The 19,976-nt window shown below is 69.7% G+C and carries 19 protein-coding genes; 8 read left to right on the top strand and 11 right to left on the bottom strand.

The features are described 5' to 3' along the window. Positions 1 to 5: 5 nt before the first annotated feature. The 3 genes from HMPREF2833_RS03975 to HMPREF2833_RS03985 form a co-directional block, all read right to left on the bottom strand. Positions 6 to 1,079 (bottom strand): ABC transporter permease, encoded by a 1,074-nt coding sequence (locus tag HMPREF2833_RS03975; protein ID WP_019309499.1) that lies wholly within the window; start codon positions 1,077 to 1,079, stop codon positions 6 to 8. Further along, complete coding sequence (locus tag HMPREF2833_RS03980) at positions 1,076 to 2,611, bottom strand: ABC transporter permease (RefSeq protein ID WP_019309500.1); 1,536 nt, start codon at positions 2,609 to 2,611, stop codon at positions 1,076 to 1,078. Before HMPREF2833_RS03980 ends, HMPREF2833_RS03975 begins: the two co-directional genes overlap by 4 nt. A gap of 109 nt (positions 2,612 to 2,720) precedes the next feature. Next, positions 2,721 to 4,529, bottom strand: a complete 1,809-nt coding sequence (locus tag HMPREF2833_RS03985; RefSeq protein WP_246829075.1) for an ABC transporter family substrate-binding protein — start codon at positions 4,527 to 4,529, stop codon at positions 2,721 to 2,723. Between the two features lie 244 nt (positions 4,530 to 4,773). Between HMPREF2833_RS03985 and HMPREF2833_RS03990 the strand changes: the two genes are divergently transcribed. After that, positions 4,774 to 5,382, top strand: a complete 609-nt coding sequence (locus tag HMPREF2833_RS03990; protein WP_070636757.1) for a LapA family protein — start codon at positions 4,774 to 4,776, stop codon at positions 5,380 to 5,382. 224 nt (positions 5,383 to 5,606) lie between these two features. Next, positions 5,607 to 7,820: an NADP-dependent isocitrate dehydrogenase gene (locus HMPREF2833_RS03995; RefSeq protein WP_070636758.1), complete on the top strand. Its 2,214-nt coding sequence runs from the start codon at positions 5,607 to 5,609 to the stop codon at positions 7,818 to 7,820. 230 nt (positions 7,821 to 8,050) lie between these two features. Here HMPREF2833_RS03995 and tpx read toward each other — a convergent pair whose 3' ends face one another. Further along, positions 8,051 to 8,548 carry a thiol peroxidase gene (gene tpx, locus HMPREF2833_RS04000; RefSeq protein WP_070636759.1) on the bottom strand — a complete coding sequence of 166 codons (498 nt, stop codon included), beginning with the start codon at positions 8,546 to 8,548 and terminating at the stop codon, positions 8,051 to 8,053. A 139-nt stretch (positions 8,549 to 8,687) separates the two neighbouring features. Between tpx and HMPREF2833_RS04005 the strand changes: the two genes are divergently transcribed. Next, a complete protein-coding gene (locus HMPREF2833_RS04005) occupies positions 8,688 to 9,674 on the top strand; it encodes a malate dehydrogenase (protein ID WP_039101717.1) in 987 nt (328 codons plus the stop codon). Positions 9,675 to 9,712: 38 nt separating this feature from the next. Then, positions 9,713 to 10,210: a GNAT family N-acetyltransferase gene (locus HMPREF2833_RS12100; protein ID WP_256388767.1), complete on the top strand. Its 498-nt coding sequence runs from the start codon at positions 9,713 to 9,715 to the stop codon at positions 10,208 to 10,210. Between the two features lie 305 nt (positions 10,211 to 10,515). Here HMPREF2833_RS12100 and HMPREF2833_RS04015 read toward each other — a convergent pair whose 3' ends face one another. From HMPREF2833_RS04015 to HMPREF2833_RS04035, 5 genes are all read right to left on the bottom strand, one after another. Then, positions 10,516 to 11,034, bottom strand: a complete 519-nt coding sequence (locus HMPREF2833_RS04015) for an O-acetyl-ADP-ribose deacetylase (RefSeq protein WP_019309508.1) — start codon at positions 11,032 to 11,034, stop codon at positions 10,516 to 10,518. A 50-nt stretch (positions 11,035 to 11,084) separates the two neighbouring features. Then, positions 11,085 to 11,471, bottom strand: coding sequence for a YchJ family protein (locus HMPREF2833_RS04020; protein ID WP_019309509.1), 387 nt, complete (start codon positions 11,469 to 11,471; stop codon positions 11,085 to 11,087). Positions 11,472 to 11,655: 184 nt separating this feature from the next. Further along, positions 11,656 to 12,504, bottom strand: a complete 849-nt coding sequence (locus HMPREF2833_RS04025; RefSeq protein ID WP_070636761.1) for a uracil-DNA glycosylase — start codon at positions 12,502 to 12,504, stop codon at positions 11,656 to 11,658. A gap of 93 nt (positions 12,505 to 12,597) precedes the next feature. After that, entirely contained in the window at positions 12,598 to 13,272 is a 675-nt protein-coding gene (locus HMPREF2833_RS04030) for an MOSC domain-containing protein (RefSeq protein ID WP_070636762.1), read from the bottom strand. 68 nt (positions 13,273 to 13,340) lie between these two features. Beyond that, entirely contained in the window at positions 13,341 to 14,231 is an 891-nt protein-coding gene (locus HMPREF2833_RS04035) for an oxygen-dependent tRNA uridine(34) hydroxylase TrhO (RefSeq protein ID WP_070636763.1), read from the bottom strand. A 149-nt stretch (positions 14,232 to 14,380) separates the two neighbouring features. On the opposite strand from HMPREF2833_RS04035, the gene HMPREF2833_RS04040 reads away from it, so the two are divergent. Then, on the top strand, positions 14,381 to 15,460 hold the full coding sequence (locus HMPREF2833_RS04040) for an acyltransferase family protein (protein ID WP_168165712.1): 1,080 nt from the start codon (positions 14,381 to 14,383) through the stop codon (positions 15,458 to 15,460). Next, on the top strand, positions 15,457 to 16,536 hold the full coding sequence (locus tag HMPREF2833_RS04045) for an acyltransferase family protein (protein ID WP_168165713.1): 1,080 nt from the start codon (positions 15,457 to 15,459) through the stop codon (positions 16,534 to 16,536). The genes HMPREF2833_RS04040 and HMPREF2833_RS04045 overlap by 4 nt, the downstream gene beginning before the upstream one ends. A gap of 239 nt (positions 16,537 to 16,775) precedes the next feature. Here HMPREF2833_RS04045 and HMPREF2833_RS04050 read toward each other — a convergent pair whose 3' ends face one another. Then, positions 16,776 to 17,462, bottom strand: coding sequence for a trimeric intracellular cation channel family protein (locus HMPREF2833_RS04050; protein WP_070636765.1), 687 nt, complete (start codon positions 17,460 to 17,462; stop codon positions 16,776 to 16,778). Between the two features lie 111 nt (positions 17,463 to 17,573). On the opposite strand from HMPREF2833_RS04050, the gene HMPREF2833_RS04055 reads away from it, so the two are divergent. Both HMPREF2833_RS04055 and HMPREF2833_RS04060 read left to right on the top strand, forming a co-directional pair. After that, complete coding sequence (locus HMPREF2833_RS04055; RefSeq protein ID WP_070636766.1) at positions 17,574 to 18,014, top strand: GNAT family N-acetyltransferase; 441 nt, start codon at positions 17,574 to 17,576, stop codon at positions 18,012 to 18,014. Beyond that, complete coding sequence (locus tag HMPREF2833_RS04060; protein WP_246829076.1) at positions 18,007 to 19,362, top strand: carboxylesterase family protein; 1,356 nt, start codon at positions 18,007 to 18,009, stop codon at positions 19,360 to 19,362. Before HMPREF2833_RS04055 ends, HMPREF2833_RS04060 begins: the two co-directional genes overlap by 8 nt. 31 nt (positions 19,363 to 19,393) lie before the next feature. Here the strand turns inward: HMPREF2833_RS04060 and HMPREF2833_RS04065 are convergent, their stop codons facing one another. Continuing rightward, on the bottom strand, positions 19,394 to 19,972 hold the full coding sequence (locus HMPREF2833_RS04065) for a mismatch-specific DNA-glycosylase (protein WP_019309517.1): 579 nt from the start codon (positions 19,970 to 19,972) through the stop codon (positions 19,394 to 19,396). Positions 19,973 to 19,976: the final 4 nt, after the last annotated feature.

Below are 19,976 nucleotides of genomic sequence, written 5' to 3' on the forward strand. Positions count from 1 at the left end.
GCGGGTCACTGCGCCGCCTGCGGTGACGCGGCGGGAGCTGCCGCACGGCCGGCCCCCGTCTCGCGGGCCCGCTTGGGGTTGAACTTGCGCTGGCGCGGGTCGAAGGCGTCACGCAGACCGTCACCGATGAAGTTGATGGTCAGCGCGATGGCCACGATGAACACACCCGGCCACCAGAACAGCCACGGCCGGGTGGCGAACGCCGTCTGGTTCTCGTTGATCAACCGGCCCAGGGACCAGTCCGGGGCCTGGATGCCCAGACCCAGGTAGGACAGCGAGGTCTCCAGCAGGATGGCCGAGGACATGAGCAGCGTGATGTTCACGGTGATCACGCCCACGGTGTTGGGCAGGATGTGCTTGAAGATGATCCGGCCGCTGGAGGCCCCCGCGAGGCGGGCGGCGTCCACGAACTCGCGCTCGCGCAGGGACAGGAACTCGCCGCGCACCAGGCGGGCAAGGCCCGGCCACGCCGCCAGGCCGATCAGCAGACCCAGCGCGATGACCGTGGCGAAGGACGGCAGGCCGTGGGCGCGGACCCAGGAGATGGCCATGCGGCCCAGCAGGGCGGCCATGATGACCAGCGGGATGATGATGATGACGTCCGTCAGGCGCATCAGCACGGCCTCGACCCAGCCGCGGAAGTACCCGGCCAGGCCGCCGATCACGGTGCCCACGATGCCGGTGATGAGGCCCACCACGAGCATCACGATGAGCGAGTACTGCGTGCCCTGCATGACCATGGCGAAGAGGTCGCGGCCCAGGTTGTCCTGACCGAAGGGGTGCTCCCCCATGCTCGGAGGCAGCAGGCTCAGGGTGGGCTCGCCGCCGTCCACCACGGGCCCCGTGGTGTCCGGGTCCCACTTCCACCAGCCCGGGATGGGACCGATGCCGATGGACGTGACGGACAGCAGCACGATGAACAGCAGGACCACCAGTGAGATGACCGCGCCGGTGTTGCCGAAGAAGCGTCCGCGCACCAGCTGACCCTGGCTCTTGCCGCGCACGTCCTGGGGCTTCTGACCCGCCTCGGGATGCTGCTCCACGGTCTGCGGGATGTCGATGGGTTGGGGCTGGCTCATGATTTCACCCTCACGCGCGGGTCGAGTACGGAGTACACCAGGTCGGCAATCAGGTTGAAGACCATGGCGACGATGCCGGTGACGAGGAAGACGCCCATCACCGGGTTGGGATCCACGTTGCGCACAGCATGGACGAACAGCTGTCCCATGCCGGTGAACGCGAACACGGTTTCCGTGATGATCGCGCCGCCGATCAGACCGCCGATGTCGAAGGCCACCAGGGTGGCCAGCGGGATCAGCGCGTTGCGGAAGGCGTGGCGCATGACCACGGTGCGCTCGGACAGACCCTTGGCACGTGCCGTGCGGATGTAGTCCTGGCCCATGATCTCGAGCATCGAGGCCCGGGAGTACCGGGAGTAGGAGGCCAGCGCCAGCAGCGTCAAGCAGATGGTGGGCAGCAGCAGGTGGGTGAACCGGTCCAGTCCGGTGGTCCAGAAGTCACCGGTGAAGCCCGGGGTGGCCGAGTTGGCCGTGGCGATCGGACGGCCGCGGATGTGGCTCGAGTTCACGTAGTCCGGCCAGGACTGCATGAACCGGTCCAGGACGATCAGCAGCGCCACGAAGAAGCCGGTGACACCGGCCACCCGTGCGCCCTGGCCGCGGTCGTAGCCACCGGCCAGGAAGCCGGCTCCCACACCCACGCCGATCATCACCACGGTGAGGAGCAGCACGGTCAGCAGCCCGCCGTCCGCGAACAGGTACTGCACCGGGAAGTAGATGATCAGGCCCACCACCACGGTGCCCAGTGCCGCGTAGAGGGCGCGCTTGTTGCGCAGCCCCGAGATCAGCACGGTGGCGATCACCGCCACCAGGATGCCCGTGAGGGCGATCAGCGGGATGCCCAGGAACGGGTGGTTGAGCCAGTTGGTGGCCAGCACGAAGTAGATGATCCCGAAGGTCACCGCGAAGCCGAGCAGGCCCATGAGCAGGCGGGTGCGCATCTGCCCGAACGAGACGAGGAACCAGATGGCTCCCGCCACGAGCGAAATCAGCGCGATGGTACCCATGGACATCACGGGGTCCTGCAGGAAGTCGTTGAACTGGATGGCCACGATCTCCTTGAGCAGCACCGCGAGCCAGAAGCTCGGCAGGGAGAAGCACAGGAAGGTGAAGAACGTGATGCCGTAGTCCAGCCCGGAGTACTGGCGCAGGGCGGAGACGATGCCCAGGGTGATGCCCACCACGATGGCCAGGATGGTGCCCACCGTGACCAGCATGATGGTCTGGGTCATGGCGAAGGCCAGCAGGTCCGTGACCTCCTGGCCGTCCCGGCTCACGCCCAGGGAGCAGGTGTCCGCGAAGGGCACCAGGCACCCGGCCGCGCCGCCGAGCCACGTGAAGTAGCGCAGCACGGGCGGGGTGTCCAGGTTCAGGGCCTCCACGCGCGCTGGGATCAGCTGCTGGGCGTTGGGGTTGCCGTAGAGGTCCCACAGGGGGTCTCCGGACGCCGCCGTCATGAGGTACACGATGAACGATGCGCCCAGCAGGATGAGGACAGCGGTGACGAGCCGTCTGAGAATGTAAGAAATCATGTCGCAGCCTCTGTACGAGTGGTGGTCACGACACTGCGCGGGCGCAGCAGATCCGCGCCCGCGCAGTGCTCATGAGGGGAGTGCCTCGGTCAACAGGAGCTCGGCAGTCCTACTTGCGGCTCCACTCGGAGACGTTCCAGAACACACCGGTCTGGTTGGGCTGGTAGGTGTCCACGCCGGCGATCTTGTCCGAGGTGGCCACGTAACCCACGGACTGGAACAGCGGCAGACCGTACCCGTCCTCGAAGGTGTGCTTGTCGATGTCCACGATCTGGTCCACGCGCGAGTTCTCGTCCAGGTTCGTGCGGGCCTCGTCCACGAGCTTGTCGACGTCCTTGTTCGAGTACTTGGTGTAGTTGCCACCGCCGCCGGTCTTGAAGATCTGCGAGAGCATCTCGGTGCCCACGCCCGGGGAGACCCAGCCGAACAGGGAGGCGTCGTAGTCACCGTCCGCGAGCTTCTCGGACCAGTTGGGGTCGCCCATGTCCGAGACCTTGAAGCCGGCCTTCTCCGCGGACTCCTTGATGAGCTGGAAGGTGTCCACGCGCTGGGGGTTCTGGTTGTTGTAGAGGATCCGCACGGTGGGCGTCTTGCCGCCGAGCAGCTCCTTGGCGCCCTCGATGTCCACCTCCCCGTACATGGACTCGGCCTCGTTCTTCTCCACGGCCTTGCCGTACTCGTCCTTCTGGCTGGATACGTACATCTGGGAGTTCAGCACGGAGGCGTCGTCCTTGACCGGCTTGATGAGCTGGTCCACGATCTGCTGGCGAGGGATCGTCTTCAGGAACGCCTCGCGCACCTTCTGGTCCTTGAAAACGTCCGAGCCGAAGTTCAGGTCCAAGTGGTCGTACGCGAGCTGGTCGCCCTTCTGCACGTTCACGTTCTCGATCTGCTGGACCTGGTCCAGGGTGTCCTTGTTGACGTTGCCCGGCTGCATGATGTCCACTTCGCCGTTGCGCAGCGCCTGGATCTGGGCGGTGGGATCGGAGATGGTGCGCACCGTGATCTCGTCCAGCTTGCCGGGCATGTCGCCCGTGTAGTTCTCGTTCTTCTTCACCGTGACGGAGTTGTTCTCCACGATGTTCTCGATCTTGAACGGGCCGCTGGAGACCAGGAGGTCCTTGTCGTCCGGCATGGAGGTGAAGTTGAAGGCGGTGTCCCAGGCCTTGCCGATCTTCTCCAGCTCCGGCTGCTTCTGGGGCTTCTTGGGATCGCCCTTCTTCTGGTTCTCGAGCACCTTGAGCAGCTCGTCCTCGGTCATGCCGGCCTTCTTGGCGACCACGTGGGCGGGCTCGGTCACGCCGCCGAAGCCGATCTCCCAGTCCGCGTTGGGCTTGCCCCACGTGAGGGTCATCTTTTTGCCGTCCTCGGAGAACGTGGGCATCTCGGTGGTGCCCAGGATGTCCGTGGAGCCGGCGATCGAGAAGTAGTCCTTGCCGGTCTTGCCGTCCTCGCTGGAGTCGTTGGCGTAGCCGGAGAGCATGCTCCACTCGAGCAGCAGGTCCGCCTTGTCGATCTTGTTGCCGTCCGACCACTGCGGGTCCTTGAGCTCGTACTCAACCGTGAGCGGGTCGTCCGAGATCTTCTTGTAGGTGCCGAAGCCCTCGTTGGGCTGGATCTTCTGCTCCGTGTCCACGGTGTAGAAGCCCTCGCGGGTCATCTGGGCGATCTTGTTGTTGATGTCCAGGTTGGTCTTGGTGTAGCTCGGGTTGGCGCCGGAGAACGCGTTGGTCTCCGCGACGGTCACGACGCCGCCCTCCTGGCCCGCCGCGCTGCTCTCACCGCCACCCTGGTCCCCGCCGCCGCCCACGCTGGCGCAGCCGGTCAGAGTGAGTGCTGCGATCGCCGCGACGGAGACGGCGGCCTTGCCCTTGAAGGTGTACTTGCCCATGTCGTTTCCTCCTGATGTGGTGCCCATGGAATGTGCGTTGCACCCTCGGAAGTGGTCACCCCGAGCCGTGACTGGCGTCACCGTTGATTGTGGTGCGTCTCACAATGAACGAAAGGTTACCCAGCGATAACCGATTCCGTGCGACATGTCAGGAGATCGCAAGCGTGTCGTGATTTTACGGGCGTGTCGCGCCGCCCTGCCCCGCCCCTGTGCTCGGAGCGCACCTGGCCTACGCTGGACCCACCACCACGCGACCCCCGGGAGGCACCCAGTGAGCAACACCCCGCACGAACGTTCAGCCGCACCCCGCGTCCCCACCGACGACGCCGCTGCCGCCCCCGCCGGCGCCGGTCCCGTCCACGGCGGGCTGCCTCCGCAGAACCGCGGGCCGGTGCGCGGCGACCACGCGGACGGTGCCCTCGACCAGCATGCGGTCACGGGGTCCGGCGCACACCAGACGGGAACCGCGGGTGCCGCGCCCACGGGGGCCGGGCGGGCGGCGTCGCCCACCGGAGGCACCGCGCGCGGTGAGGAGACGGGAACGAGCGAGTACGCGGGGACCTACGACCCCGTGGTGGACCCCGCTCTGGACACCCCCGCCAAGCGCGGCGTCTCCGGGACGGTGTGGGCCGCGCTGGTCGTGGGCGTGGTCGTGCTGATCCTGCTGCTGGTCTTCATCATCCAGAACAACGTGGCCACCCAGTTCGAGTTCCTCGCCTGGAGCTTCTCCCTGCCCCTGGGGGTGGCCATGCTGCTCTCGGCCATTGCGGGCGCGCTCATCATGGCGCTCGTGGGCTCCGTGCGGATGTTCACGCTGAGCCACCGGCTGCGCAAGCTCGAAAGGGAGCGCGAGCGGATCAAGCACGCCCTGCAGGGCTGACCCCGCGCGGCGGCCACTGCCGACCACGGCGCACGGCGACCGACCCCCGGGGCGGTGCCGTGCGCCGTCGTCATCCCGGCGGCGGGCACCGCAGCGGCACGGCGGCGCCCGGCAGCGTGGGCCCGCCAGCCGATCACGGCCCGTCCCGGCAGGGTTCGCGGGGCCCCACTGCGGGTAGGCTGGAGGGCAGCCCCAGTGACCGTCGATGCAAGGAGTCATTGTCCATGCCCAAGATCATCTACACCGAGACCGACGAAGCGCCCATGCTGGCCACGTACTCGTTCAAGCCCATGGTCGAGGCGTTCGCGTCCACCGCCGGGGTGGAGGTCGAGACCCGGGACATCTCCCTGGCCGCCCGCATCCTCGCGCAGTTCCCGGACCGGCTCACGGACGAGCAGCGCGTCCCGGACACCCTCGCGGAGCTCGGTGAGCTCGCGAAGACCCCGGAAGCCAACATTGTGAAGCTTCCCAACATCTCCGCCTCCATCCCGCAGCTCAAGGCCACCATCAAGGAGTTGCAGGCGGACGGCTACGACCTGCCGGACTACCCGGAGGACGCCTCCTCGGACGAGGCCAAGGACATCCGCGCGCGCTACGACCGAGTCAAGGGCTCCGCCGTGAACCCGGTGCTGCGCGAGGGCAACTCGGACCGCCGGGCGCCCAAGGCCGTCAAGGAGTACGCCAAGAAGCACCCGCACACCATGGGCGCGTGGTCCAAGAACTCCAAGACCAACGTGGCCACCCTGGGTCACGACGACTTCCGCACCAACGAGCAGTCCGTGGTGATGCCCGCGGACGACACCCTCACCATCCAGCTGGTCAGCGACGGGAAGACCACCGTGCTCAAGCAGTCGGTGCCCGTGCTCGCCGGCGAGGTGGTGGACGCCACGTTCATGAGTGCCGCCGCCCTGGACGAGTTCCTGAAGGCCCAGGTGGCCCGCGCCAAGGAGGAGGGCATCCTGTTCTCCGCCCACCTCAAGGCCACCATGATGAAGGTCTCGGACCCCATCATCTTCGGCCACGTGGTCAGCGCGTTCTTCCAGGACGTGATGGAGCGCTACGGCGCGGACCTGGCCAAGGCCGGGCTCTCCCCCAACGACGGACTGGCCGGGATCCTCTCGGGCCTCGACGCCCTCGAGAACGGCGCCGAGATCAAGGCCGCGTTCCAGGAGGCCATCGACAACGGCCCCGAGCTGGCCTACGTGAACTCGGACAAGGGCATCACCAACCTGCACGTGCCCTCGGACGTGATCGTGGACGCCTCCATGCCCGCGATGATCCGCACCTCCGGCCAGATGTGGGGCCGCGAGGGCGAGCAGAAGGACACCCTGGCCGTGCTGCCGGACTCCTCCTACGCCGGTGTGTACCAGACCGTGATCGACGACTGCCGCGAGAACGGCGCGTACGACCCCACCACCATGGGCACCGTGCCGAACGTGGGTCTCATGGCGCAGAAGGCCGAGGAGTACGGCTCCCACGACAAGACCTTTGAGATCACCGAGGCCGGCACCGTGCAGGTGGTCAACTCTGCCGGGGACGTGCTCATGTCCCACGACGTTCAGCCGGGTGACATCTGGCGTGCGTGCCAGGCCAAGGACGCCCCCATCAAGGACTGGGTGCAGCTGGCCGTGCGCCGCTCCCGCGAGTCCGGGATGCCCGCCGTGTTCTGGCTGGACGAGTCCCGCGCGCACGACCGCAACCTGATCGAGAAGGTGAACACGTACCTCGCGCAGGAGGACACGGACGGGCTGGACATCCGCATCCTCTCCCCCGTGGCGGCCACCAAGTTCACCATCGACCGGATCCGCCGCGGCGAGGACACCATCTCGGTGACCGGCAACGTGCTGCGCGACTACCTCACGGACCTGTTCCCCATCCTGGAACTGGGCACCTCCGCGAAGATGCTGTCGATCGTGCCGCTCATGAACGGCGGCGGCCTCTTCGAGACCGGTGCCGGCGGCTCTGCCCCCAAGCACGTGCAGCAGCTGCAGGCGGAGAACCACCTGCGCTGGGACTCCCTCGGTGAGTTCCTCGCCCTCGCGGCGTCCTTCGAGCACCTCGCCACGCGCTTCGACAACCCCAAGGCACAGGTCCTCGCGGACACCCTGGACCGGGCCACGGGCACGTTCCTGAACGAGAACAAGTCCCCGTCCCGCAAGGTCAACGAGCTGGACAACCGCGGTTCGCACTTCTACCTGGCCATGTACTGGGCCGAGGAGCTCGCGCGGCAGACCGAGGACGCCGAGCTGGCCCAGGCCTTCCAGGGGGTCGCCTCCGGGCTGCGCGCCAACGAGGAGACCATCAACGCCGAGCTGCTCGGCGTTCAGGGCTCCCCCGCGGACCTGGGCGGCTACTACTGGCCCAAGCCGGAGCTGGTGTCGGGCGTCATGCGCCCGTCCGCCACGCTGAACCGGATCATGGGCTCCCTCACGGCCTGATCCGCTCCGCACGCGGCGCACCTCCGGGCGCGCCGCGTGCCCGGCGCGGTCCTCGCACCACGCCCTCCTATGACGACGCCGCCGCGCCCCCTTTTATGGAGACGCGGCGGCGTGGTTCTGTCTGGGGCGCGGCCCGGCGAGGGCAACGAGCTCCCGCAGGGGCGGCGCGCCACGCACGGGTCAGGAGGGCACGAGCTCAGTCCGCCCTGTCCCGGGGCGTGAGGTACCGGTCAGGACAGGGCGGCCACGGCGGCGTCGTAGTCCGGCTCCTGCGAGATCTCCGGGACGAGCTGGCTGTGGACCACCTGACCGTTCTCGTCCACGACCACCACGGCGCGGGCGAGCAGACCCTGCAGCGGGCCGTCCGTCATGGTCACGCCGTAGTCCTCACCGAAGGACGAGCGGAACGCGGAGGCGGTGACCACGTTGTCCAGGCCCTCGGCGCCGCAGAAGCGCGCCTGGGCGAACGGGAGGTCCTTGGACACGCACAGCACGGTGGTGTTCTGCAGCTCGGACGCGCGCTGGTTGAACTCCCGCACGGACTGGGCGCACACGCCGGTGTCCAGGGACGGGAAGATGTTGAGCACCATGCGCTGGCCGGTGAACTCGTCCGAGGCCACCGGCCCCAGATCGGCGCCGACCAGTTCGAAGGAGCGGACGGACGTGCCCTCGGCGGGCAGCTCGCCCACGGTGTGCACGGGATCTCCTTGCATTGCAGTTTCAGCCATGACTCCATTCTGACCGGGCGCGGCACACGCCGACAGGAGCTTCCGCCGTGCGCTGAACAGGTGCTGTTGATAGCCTCGGAGCCACCGCACCCCCGTGTGACGCACCACACAGGCGTCACCCGTTCCAGGAGGAGAACCCGTGAGCCTCACACCCGTCACCGTGGCCGTCACCGGAGCCGCCGGCCAGATCGGCTACAGCCTGCTCTTCCGGATCGCGCACGGAGACCTCCTGGGCCGTGAACGCCCCGTCCGCCTGCGGCTGCTCGAGATCCCGTCCGCGCTGCCCGCCCTGGAGGGCACGGTCATGGAGCTGCAGGACTGCGCGTTCCCGCTGCTCGCGGACGTGGAGATCGGCTCGGACCCCCGAAAGGTGTTCGACGGCGCCCAGCTGGCCCTGCTCGTCGGCGCCCGCCCGCGGTCCAAGGGCATGGAGCGCGGTGACCTCCTGGAGGCCAACGGCGCGATCTTCACCGAGCAGGGCAAGGCCCTGAACGACGTGGCGGACCACGACGTCCGCGTGGTGGTCACCGGCAACCCCGCCAACACGAACGCGCTGATCGCCCAGCGCAACGCCCCGGACATTCCCGCGTCCCGGTTCAGCGCGCTCACCCGGCTGGACCACAACCGGGCCGTGGCCATGCTCGCGGCGAAGACCGAGGCGGCGGTGAACGACGTCAAGCACCTGTCCGTGTGGGGCAACCACTCCGCCACCCAGTACCCGGACCTGGACCACGCCAGGGTGGCCGGTCGCCCGGCCCTGGACCTGGTGTCCCGCGAGTGGGTCGAGGACACCTTCATCCCCACGGTGGCCAAGCGCGGTGCGGCGATCCTGGAAGCCCGCGGGGCGTCGTCGGCAGCATCTGCGGCGAATGCCACGATCGACCACGCCCGGGACCTGATGCTGGGCAACCACCGCGGAGACTGGACCTCGATGTCCGTGGTCTCGGACGGCTCCTACGGTGTGCCGGAGGGGCTGGTCAGCTCTTTCCCGGTGACCACGTCCGGAGGGGACTGGTCCATCGTGCAGGGTCTGGACATCTCCGAGTTCTCGCGTGCGCGCATCGACGCCTCCGTGGCGGAGCTGGAGTCGGAGCGCGCCGCGGTGGATGAACTGGGCCTGATCTGATCGGCCGCGAGCGCGCCGAGGTACCGGGGCCGGACAAGATTCTCCTCCGGCCCGCATGCCGTGCGGACGACAGGATCCTGGCGCAGATCGACCATGCGGGATGGTCCCCACGCACCGATCCCGGTGATCACTGGAGTGCCGACCGTCCTTTCTTCGGACCAGCCACCAGAACCACGGTGCAGGACGTGCTGGTGGCCTGCCGGTCCGGGAGCATCGTGGGCTACGTCAAGATTCGCCCCGAGTCGGGGCCGTTCGGCGACTGGTACATCGCCGGACTGGCGGCGGCTCCGGCAGCGCGCAGACAGGGAGTGGCCCGCCAGCTCGTACGCGCGGCGTTGGACCGAGCCGCTCAGCACGACGGCCACCAGGTGTGGCTGAAGGTGCTGTCCACCAATGTCCCCGCCATCCGGCTGTACTTGTCCCTCGGCTTCGTGGAACTCTCGCGGACCTCGGGGGCCTTCGAGCAGCGACCGGGCGCGGATGACCTGCGGCTCGCCTGCTCGTTGGAGAGTGTCTCGACCGGCCGCGTTACCTGAACAGTCAGCTCACCGTGCCGCAGAACCGATATGACCCATCCGGAGAATCGTCGCGGAGCGGGGCAGGTGCGCTGTTCCGGATCATGAGGCGTTGCGAGGACTTACCCACCGGATGTTTACCCGCATCGATGCCTCCGTGGCGGAGCTGGAGCCGGACCGCGCCGACCCGGGGCTGTGCCGAGGTGGTCCCGGGCAGCTCATGCTGTGAAGTGGAGTAAATGCACCGCGGGCCCGTTCCCGGTGCATTTACTCCACTAGGGAGCGCACACGGCCAGCTGCGGGCGGGTCAGGTCTGCCGTGTCGAGTCAGGCCCGCGCGGCGTCGAGGGCTGCTCGGAAGGCGGTTTCCGCCTCCGCCGAGAACGGCACGAACACCACCGTCTCCACGGTCGTGTCCGTGTGCAGCACCGTGTTCACCGCGATCTGCGTGGCACTGTCCATGGGCCAGCCGTAGATGCCCGCGGAGATGGCCGGGAACGCCACGGACGTGGCACCGATCTCGTCCGCCACGCGCAGCGACTCCCGGTAGCAGGACGCCAGGATGTCGCTCTTGTCCTTCGTCTTGGCGTAGACCGGGCCCACCGTGTGGATGACCCAGCGCGCGGGGAGGTCGTAGCCGTCCGTGGCCACGGCCTGCCCCGCGGGCAGACCGTCCTTGAGCGTGGTCTCCCGCAACTTCCGGCACTCCGCGAGCAGCTGCTTGCCCGCCGCCCGGTGGATCGCGCCGTCCACTCCCCCGCCGCCGAGCAGCTTGGAGTTGGCGGCGTTGACGATCGCGTCCGTCTCCACCGTGGTGATGTCGCCCTTGCGGATCTCGATGTTCATGGCCCAACCCTACTGCGCACGACGACGGCGGCCCCTCGAGACGGCGCCGCTCACTCGTACGCGGGGCCCACGTACATCCAGCGCTTCGCGCGCCTGGCGAACTCGGAGACCTCGTGCAGCTCCAGCGACCGCCCCTCGTTCACGTGGGCCGCGGTGAACTCCACGATCCCGTGCTCGTCCTCGGGCCCGCCGTCCACTGTGCTGTCCACCCGCAGACCCATCCACCGGGTCTCGGGGTCGATGGAGATCTCCGCCGGGCGGGTCAGGGGGTGCCACGTGCGGAACAGGTGGTCCTCCGCGCCCAGGACGTAGGCCGTGTACCGCGAGCGCATCAGCGTCTCGGCCGTGTCCGGCCACGTCTCGTTGTTCAGCGCGGGACCGCAGCACTCGTTCAGGGACGCACCGGCAGGCAGACCACCGCAGGGACACACGTTCATGCTCCCCGAGAGTACCCGCACCCGCTTCCCGCGCAGAGCGACCCTTGCCGCCGGGCACGGACCGGCCGGCGGGGCATCCCAACGGGCAGTCGAGTTCCCGTGGTCGCGCCTCGGGCGGGTCCACACGCCGGAGCACGACCGCCCCGTCGGGGCCATCGGTGGGCGACATCGGTGGGGCCCGTGCTCAGGCGGGCGGCGCGGCGGCCAGCGCCAGGGCGTCGTCGAGCATCTGCTCGGTGAGCAGGCCCGTGAAGGTGTTGCGCTGGCTCACGTGGTAGCAGCCCACGAGCCGCACGTCCCGCCCGTCGTAGGTGCGCAGGGGCACGACGACGCCGTGCCCGAACTTGGGGCGCGGCCGGGGCACCTCCCAGCCCATCCGCACGGCCGCGGCGAGCACCGTCTGCCACGCGATGCCGCCAAGGGCCAGGATGCCGCGGAGTTCGGTGAGCAGGGCGATCTCGCGGTCGAACCAGCCACCGCACGCGGCCTTCTCGTCGGGGGTGGGCTTGTTGGCGGGCGGGGCGCAGCGCACGGGGGCGACCATGCGGACCCCGTGCAGGGCCTGGCCGTCGCCCGCGGTGCTCACGGTCTCGTGCTCGGCGAATCCGGCGCGGTGCAGCGCCGCGTAGATCCAGTCGCCCGCGCGGTCCCCCGTGAACATGCGCCCGGTGCGGTTGCCTCCGTTGGCGGCGGGGGCCAGCCCGATGATGGCGATGCGCGCCCGCGGGTCCCCGTAGGACGGCACGGGCCTGCCCCAGTACGGCTCGCCCGCAAAGGATGCGCGCTTGGTCTGGGCCACGTCCTCACGCCACTGCACGAGGCGCTCGCACGCACGGCACACGCTGGCCATCCCGTTGAGCTGGTCCACGTCCGAGGCGGTGGCCGCGAGATCCCGCACCGCGGCGGCGTCGTGGGCCACGGGGGCGTCTGCCGGTGCTGGGTCCTCCGGCCACCCCGAGCCGGGGGGAACCGGGGACGGGAACGGCTGCCCGGTGAGGGGGTGCGGCAGCTGGGATGCGTGGTCAGGGCTCATGCGGCGTCATCCTCGGGATTCGGTGTCGTGACTCGGTGGTTGCTCACCGGGCTGCCGTTGTGTGCGGGGCCTGACAAGGGCGGCGTCGTGCGCTCACAGCAGTCCGTCCTCCCCCAGCCGGCGCAGGATCTTGCGGCGCCACTGCTCCGGGAACTCGGGCGCGGACGCCAGGCCGCGGTACGCCTCCCGGTCCGCGGGTCCGGCGGCCATGATGCGCACGACGTCGCCCACGGACACCGCGCCCGAGGGTCGGCTCACGAACTCGAACGTGTCCCCGGCGCCCACGTGGCCCTCGCGCAGGACCCGCAGGTAGAAGCCGGTGCGGGCGGTCCGCTCCATGTCCCGCGGCAGGTCCCAGTCCGACCAGCGGCGGGAAATGGTGTTGCAGGGGGTGCGCGGCTGGGTCACCTGGACCAGCGCGGTGCCCACCTGGAACGTGTCGCCCAGGAACACGCGGTCCTCCGTGGCGCCGCGCAGGGTGAGGTTCTCCGAGAACGCCCCGGGGCCGAGGTCCCGCCCCTCCGCGCGCCACGCCTCGTAGTTCTCGGCCGCGTAGCAGCACACCGCCTTGTCCGGGCCGCCGTGGTTCTTCAGATCGCCCTGCTCGTCCCCGATGAACCCGGTGCCGCTCAGAAAGACCTTTCCGGCGCACGGTGACTTCTCCGCCGCGGTCTCCAGCTCCCGGCCGTCCCAGCGATGACGCCGCACCTCGCCGGTGTGCAGTGCGGTCACCGCGGCGTCGGTGACGGTGGGCTGAGGGTTCTCCACGGTGGTCTCCTGCTCTCGAGGGAGGCGGCGCCGGACGCCGCCACGGGTGCGTGCAACCGGCTGCCGGGTCAAACAGCCACGGGAACACAGTCCGCGCACCGGGTCCGGGCCTCGGTGTCCGTGCACGTCTCGCAGCACAGGAACAGCTGCCGGCACTGCTGGTTGGCGCAGTTCACGTACCGGGGTGTGGCCTGCCCGCACTGCACGCACCGCCCCAGGGACCTGGCCCCGGGAGAGAACTCCATGTGCCGGCGCTCGTCGAAGACGTAGAGGGACCCGTCCCACAGGCCGCGGTCCCCGTAGGCCTCCCCGTAGCGCACGATCCCGCCGTCCAGCTGGTACACGTCCTGGAAACCGCGGTTGCGCAGCAGCACGCTCAGCACCTCGCAGCGGATCCCACCGGTGCAGTACGTCACCAGGGCCTTGTCCTTGAGGTGGTCGTAGGCGCCGGAATCGAGTTCCCGCAGGAAGTCCCGCGTGGTCTCGGTCCGGGGCACGACGGCGCCGCGGAACCTCCCGATCTCCGCCTCCAGCTGGTTGCGCCCGTCGAAGAACACGACGTCCTCACCGCGCCGCTCCACGAGCTCGTGCACCTCGTGGGGCTTCAGGTGCGTGCCTCCGCCCTCCACGCCGTTCTCCGAGACCCGGATGACGTCCGGGGCGTCGAAAGTCACGAGCTCCGGGCGGACCTTCACGCTCAGCCGCGGGAAGTCGTCCCCCGCGCCGTCGGACCACTTGACGTCCGCGCGCTTGAACGGGGCGTACTCCTTGAGCCCGCGGACGTACGCCTTCACGTCCTGGATGTCCCCGCCCACGGTGGCGTTGATGCCCTGCTCCGAGACGGTGATCCGGCCCTTGACCCCGGTGCGCCGAGCGAGGTTCAGCTGCCACAGCTTCACGGCCTCCGGGTCCGCCAAAGGGGTGAACACGTAGAACAGCACGATCTTGGGGAGGGACATGGGTCCAGCGTAGTAGGGGTCCTTGCGGCGGGCCGCGTGGTGTGCACCGCACGGCCCTCCAGGGGCCGGCACGGGGAGGCGCGCGCACCATCTGCACAACGCGGGGTGTTGTCCCCCATCTCGCCCACAGGCCCAGCTATTCTTCGACCGTGTCCCCACCTCCCCCCGGTCCCCGAGCGCGCACCGCCCAGGCCCTCCTCCGTCCGGCACGGGCCACGCTCGGAGACGGGCTCGGAAACCATGACAACGCCCTGAACTTCGTCCGGCTGGTGCTCGCCGTCGTCGTGATCATCGTGCACGCCGCACCCCTCGGCGGGTTCCCCGACCTGCCCTGGCACTTCCTCAGCGGCACGGCGGTCAACGGATTCTTCGCCATCTCCGGCTTCCTCATCGCGGGATCACGCGTCCGGACCTCTCTGACCGCGTTCGTGTGGCGGAGGCTGCTGCGGATCTTTCCCGCCTACTGGACCACGCTGGTGCTCACGGCCTTCGTCGTCGCGCCTGTGGCCGGGGCCGTGGGTCACGAACGGTGGGACGGTGGCAGCGCGGTCAGCTACGTGGTGGACAACGCCGCCCTGCGCATCCACCAGTGGCACATCGACGACCTCCTGCGCAGCGTTCCCTACCCGGAGGTGTGGAACGGATCACTGTGGTCCCTCGAGTTCGAGGGACTCGCCTACATCGCGGCCGGGCTTCTGCTCGGACTGGCCGCGGTCCGCTGCCGGCCTCTGCTCTGGCTCACCGCACTCCTGCTCGCGGTTCTCTGCGTGCAGGTCCTGGCCTTCGGGCCGCTGGACATCGGCTCCTCGCACTACCTCCTGGGTCTGCGCCTGGCCGGGTTTTTCCTGGCCGGCATGGTCCTGTGGGCCGCCCGCCACCACGTCCGCGTGACATGGTGGCTGGCCTTGCCGGCCATGGTCATCGTGTGTGCCGGTCGTTGGATGGCTGAGCCCTGGGGCTGGACCCTGACCGCTCTGCCGCTGGCGTACGCGGTGCTCTGGCTGGGATCGGTGCTCCCCCTCCGGATCGGCGCGCGTAACGACCTCTCCTACGGCGTCTACATCTACGCCTTTCCCCTGCAGCAGCTGCTGGTGGTCTCGGGTGCCACGTCGGTTCTCGGGTACTGGGGATACTGTGCGGTGTCCGTGGCGGTGACCCTGCCCGTGGCCTGGCTCTCGTGGACCCTGATCGAGAGGCCGGCGTTGAGCCTCAAAGGGCTGGTCCGGTGACGGCCCTTCCCCCCGTGGGTTCCACCCGCGGCGACCGGTCCACTGAGGGCCGCCAGCGCGCCACCCTGGGCTCCCGCCTGTCCTCGCACGCCAACGCCCTCAACGCCATCCGCCTCCTGCTGGCGGCCGCGGTGATCCTGGGTCACACGGTTCCCGTGGGCGGCTACCCGGAGAGCGCGTGGCAGAACGCGAGCGGCACCGCTGTGAACGGGTTCTTCGCGATCTCGGGGTACCTGATCGCGGGGTCCCGCATGCGGCTCTCCCTGCGGGGATTCCTGTGGCGCCGGGCCCTGCGCCTCTACCCCGCGTTCTGGGTGTCCCTGGCCATCACGGCCGCCGTGATCGCCCCGGTGAGCGCGCTCCTCAGGGGAGAGACGGTCGTACCGGGCAGCGCCCTGGCCTACGTGGTGGCCAATGCCGCGCTCTACATCACGCAGTGGGACATCCAGCACCTGCTGACGAGCGTGCCCTACCCCGACGTCTGGAACGGCTCGCTGTGGACCCTCTGGTACGAGGCCGCCGCCTACATTGCCGCGGGGCTGCTCCTCACCCTCCCGTGGGCACGACGCCGCCCACTCACCTGGATCTCGCTGGCGTTCGTCATCGTGTCGCTCCTGCAGTTCGCCACCTTCGACCCCGTGGACCTCAGTGCCACCAAGCTCTTCCAGGGGTTCCGCCTGGGCGGCTTCTTCCTGGCCGGCATGCTGCTGTGGGCCGCCCGCAACCGTGTCCCGCTGCGGTGGTGGCTGGCCGTCCCCTCACTCCTGCTGACGTACGCGTCCCAGACCTGGCCGGAACCGTTCGGGTGGTTCGCGGTGGCCATCCCGTTCGCCTACGGCCTGCTGTGGCTGGGTGCCGTGCTGCCCGTGCGTCTGGGTTCGGTCAACGACCTCTCCTACGGCACGTACATCTACGCGTTCCCCGTCCAGCAGCTGCTCGCCGTGGCAGGAGCCCACACCGTGCTGGGCTACTGGGGGTTCGCCACGGTGGCGCTGCTCGTCACCCTGGTCCTCGCGTGGCTCTCGTGGCATCTCGTGGAGAAGCCCACCCTGCGGCTCAAGTCCGCAGTGAGGTGACCACAGGGCCGCGTATCGAGACCGCACGACGCCGCACGGTCCGGCACCGCACCCAGGGCACCTCACCGTCGCGGCGCCTCCCTGCCACGGCCTGCCACCCGGGGTCGGAGTCACGGCGCGGCCCCGCGCACGGCACCTCCGCCCCGGGAACGAGACCCAGCGGCATCGTGCCCGGCCACCGGACCCGGCGAACGGTGTGCGGCATGTCGGAAGAGAACCGCGGTGCTGGGAACCAGCCGTCACTCGCGCCGCGTGCGCCTGCCCAGGACCGGACGCAGGCGCAGCTTCTTCAGGGCACTGGGGCTGAGGTTCGCCGGACCCGGAAGGCGCCAGCCGAAGCGCCGCGCGGACACGCTGACCACGGCGCTGAGCACGATCGCCCCGGCCATGCCCCACGTGGGGTGCCCGAGCTCGGAGAGCAGGGCCATCAGCGCGCTGGCCAGCAGGGCGCTCGTGGCGTAGAGCGTGTTCCCGCCGAAGATGGCGGGCAGCCGGCCCACGGCGATGTCTCGGATCATGCCGCCGCCCACCGCGGTGACCACCCCGAGCAGGATTGCCGGTGGCCACGCGAGACCCGCGCCGAGCGCCTTGACGGTGCCCGTGGCGGCCCAGCAGCCCACCGAGAGGCAGTCCGCCACGAACAGCGCCCGGAAGGTCCACTTGCTGTCGAACACCAGGAGGTAGGCGATCAGTGCACCGGCGAGCGCGGAGGTGAGGTACGCCGGATTGGTCAGTGCCACGGGAAAGCCCTGCTGCAGGAGCGTGTCCCGGAGCATGCCCCCGCCCAGACCGGAGACGATGGCCAGGACCACGAAGCCCACGAGGTCCATGCGCAGCTGCCGCGCCACCACACCGCCCAGGATGCCGTTGGTGAGCACCCCCAGCAGGTCCACGAGGTCGAAGACCACCTCAGCCTGGATGTCCACCGGGTGCCTCCTCCTGTGCCGTGTCCGCCGAAAGTCCGGGGACAAGCATAGGGTCCGCAGATGCGGGTCGGTCCCCCTGCACATGTCGGACGGAGCCGTCAGACTGGTCACATGACAGACGTGCGTCCGGGATACATCCTGGTGGACTCCCCACCCTCCGTGGCCGACTACCTCGCTCTGCGCCGGGACAGCGGCATGCACCCCAAGACCGAGGAGCAGGCGGAGGCCGGGATCCACGGAGCGTGGGCTGCCGTCCACGTCCGCCACGAGGAGACCGGCGCAACGGTGGGCATGGGCCGTGTGATCGGTGACGGTGGATGGTACTTCCACGTGATCGACATGGCGGTGCTGCCCGAGCACCAGGGGCAGGGGCTGGGCAGCGCGGTGCTGCAGCGGTTGCTGGACACCATCCGCGCGGACGCTCCCCCGGGCGCCTACGTGAATCTCATGGCGGACGGCCCGGGCCAGGCCCTCTACGCCCGCCACGGATTCCAGGACAGGGCGCCGCACACCATCGGCATGAGCCTGCGCCTGGAGGTCCCCCGTGGCTGACACCTCCGGGACCGCCAGACCAATGGACGCACAGGCACCTCGCTGGGATGCTCCCTGCGGCACCATCATCGGGCGGCGGGACGGCGCAGTGGACCGGGCCACCGGCATCCGGTACGCCCGCGCGGGACGCTACGAGCGCCCGCGGCCGGTGGCGGCGGCGTCGACCCCGCTCCTGGCCACTGAGCCCGCACCCGCGTGCCCCCAGCCACCCATGCCGTTCCTGGACGACATCGTGGGCAGCAACATCGGGGACCTGCCCCAGGACGAGGACTGCCTGCGGGTGTCGGTGACCGTTCCCGCCGGCACGCCGGTGGACGCGCGGCTGCCCGTGATGATCTGGATCCACGGCGGCTCCTACGCGGCCGGCGGCGGGGACGCACCCTTCTACGACCCCGGTGCGCTCGTGGCCGAGCAGAACGTGGTGGTGGTGGCCGTGACGTACCGGCTGGGACTGCTGGGGTTCCTGGGCGACGGCACGGAGATCCCGGCCAACCTGGGGCTGCTGGACATGGTCGCGGCGTTGCGGTGGTCCGGCGAGAACATCAGCGCGTTCGGAGGGGATCCCGAGAACGTCACCCTGTTCGGACAGTCCGCCGGCGGCGACGCCGTGGCGCACCTCATGCTCGTCCCGCAGGCCCGGGGTCTGTTCCGGCGGGCGATCATCCAGAGCGCGCCCTTCGGGCTGCTGGCCGGCCGCGCGAAGATGAGCGCCCTGATGGCCACCACGGCAGCACCCCTGGCACGCGATGCCCCACTGGACGAGGTGCGCGCCATGCAGCGGCGGGTGGCCCAGGCCGCCGTGCGCCACGGCCTCAAGGGCCAGATGCCCTTCGGGCTGCAGTACGGCCACGATCCCCTGCCCCCGGAGAACGAGCTCGACGCGGCGTGGCGGGCCGCCGCACCGGACGTCGAGGTCCTGGTGGGCAGCACCACCCGTGAGGCCGCCCTGTTCACGGCGCGCATTCCGCCCCTGCTCTCCCGCATGCAGCATCCCCGCAGGGCCGCGCGCGTGGAACGGCTGCTCATCACACCGTTCACCCAGCGCCTCTACGGGAAGGGTGCCGCGCGCTTCGCGCGGCGCCACGCGGAGGCCGGCGGCACGGGGCGGCGCTACGAGTTTTCGTGGGGCGTGGGTTGCAACCCCGTGGCCGCCGCGCACATCTCCGAGCTGCCCCTGCTGTTCCCCGGTCACGACGTGTGGGAGCACACGCCGCTGGTGGACGGCCACACCTGGGCCCAGGTGGTGCACGACGGCGCCCGCTTGCGCCGCGCGTGGGCGGACTTCGCGCGCGGTCAGGCCCCGGACAGCGATCCGCAGGCCGGGCTGAGGGTCTTCCCGCTGGAGTGATGCCGGTGCAGGCGATCCACCCGCTGCCTGGTCAGTCGCGCTGGGCGTCCACCACTCCGGCAGCTCGCGCGATCTCCCCGTACACCCGGGCCAGATCATCGAGTGAGGAGTGGGCGTTGAGTCCGCTCGGATTGGGCGCCACGAACAGCTCGGTGCCCGGCCACGGTGACTCCTGCCACCCCACCGTGGCCTTCGGACGGTCGAAGGCCGCCCGGTAGGCGGTGATCCCCAGCACCGCGACCACCGCGGGACGCTCCCGCCGGATGAGCCGGTCCAGCCGATTCGCCCCCTCGTGCAGCTCCTCCCTGGTGAGCTCATCCGCCCGGGCCGTGGCGCGCGGACACACGTTGCTGATCCCGATGCCCCGGTCCGTCAGCTGCGCGAGCTCCGCGGGGTCGTACCCGTCCGCGGCGTCGATCCGGGTGCTCGTGATGCCCGCCCGGTGCAGCGCGGGGTAGAACCGGTTGCCGGGGCGGGCGAAGTGCGCCCCGGTGGCCGCGGTCCACAGCCCCGGGTTGATCCCCACGAACAGCAGCCGCAGGGGGTGCGGGATCAGGTCCGGCACGGTGCGGTCCCGGTAGGAGTCCAGTTCTGCGCGTGTGAAGCCCATGGCA

The sequence above is a fragment of the Kocuria sp. HMSC066H03 genome, assembly GCF_001812045.1.
Lineage (GTDB): Bacteria > Actinomycetota > Actinomycetes > Actinomycetales > Micrococcaceae > Kocuria > Kocuria rhizophila.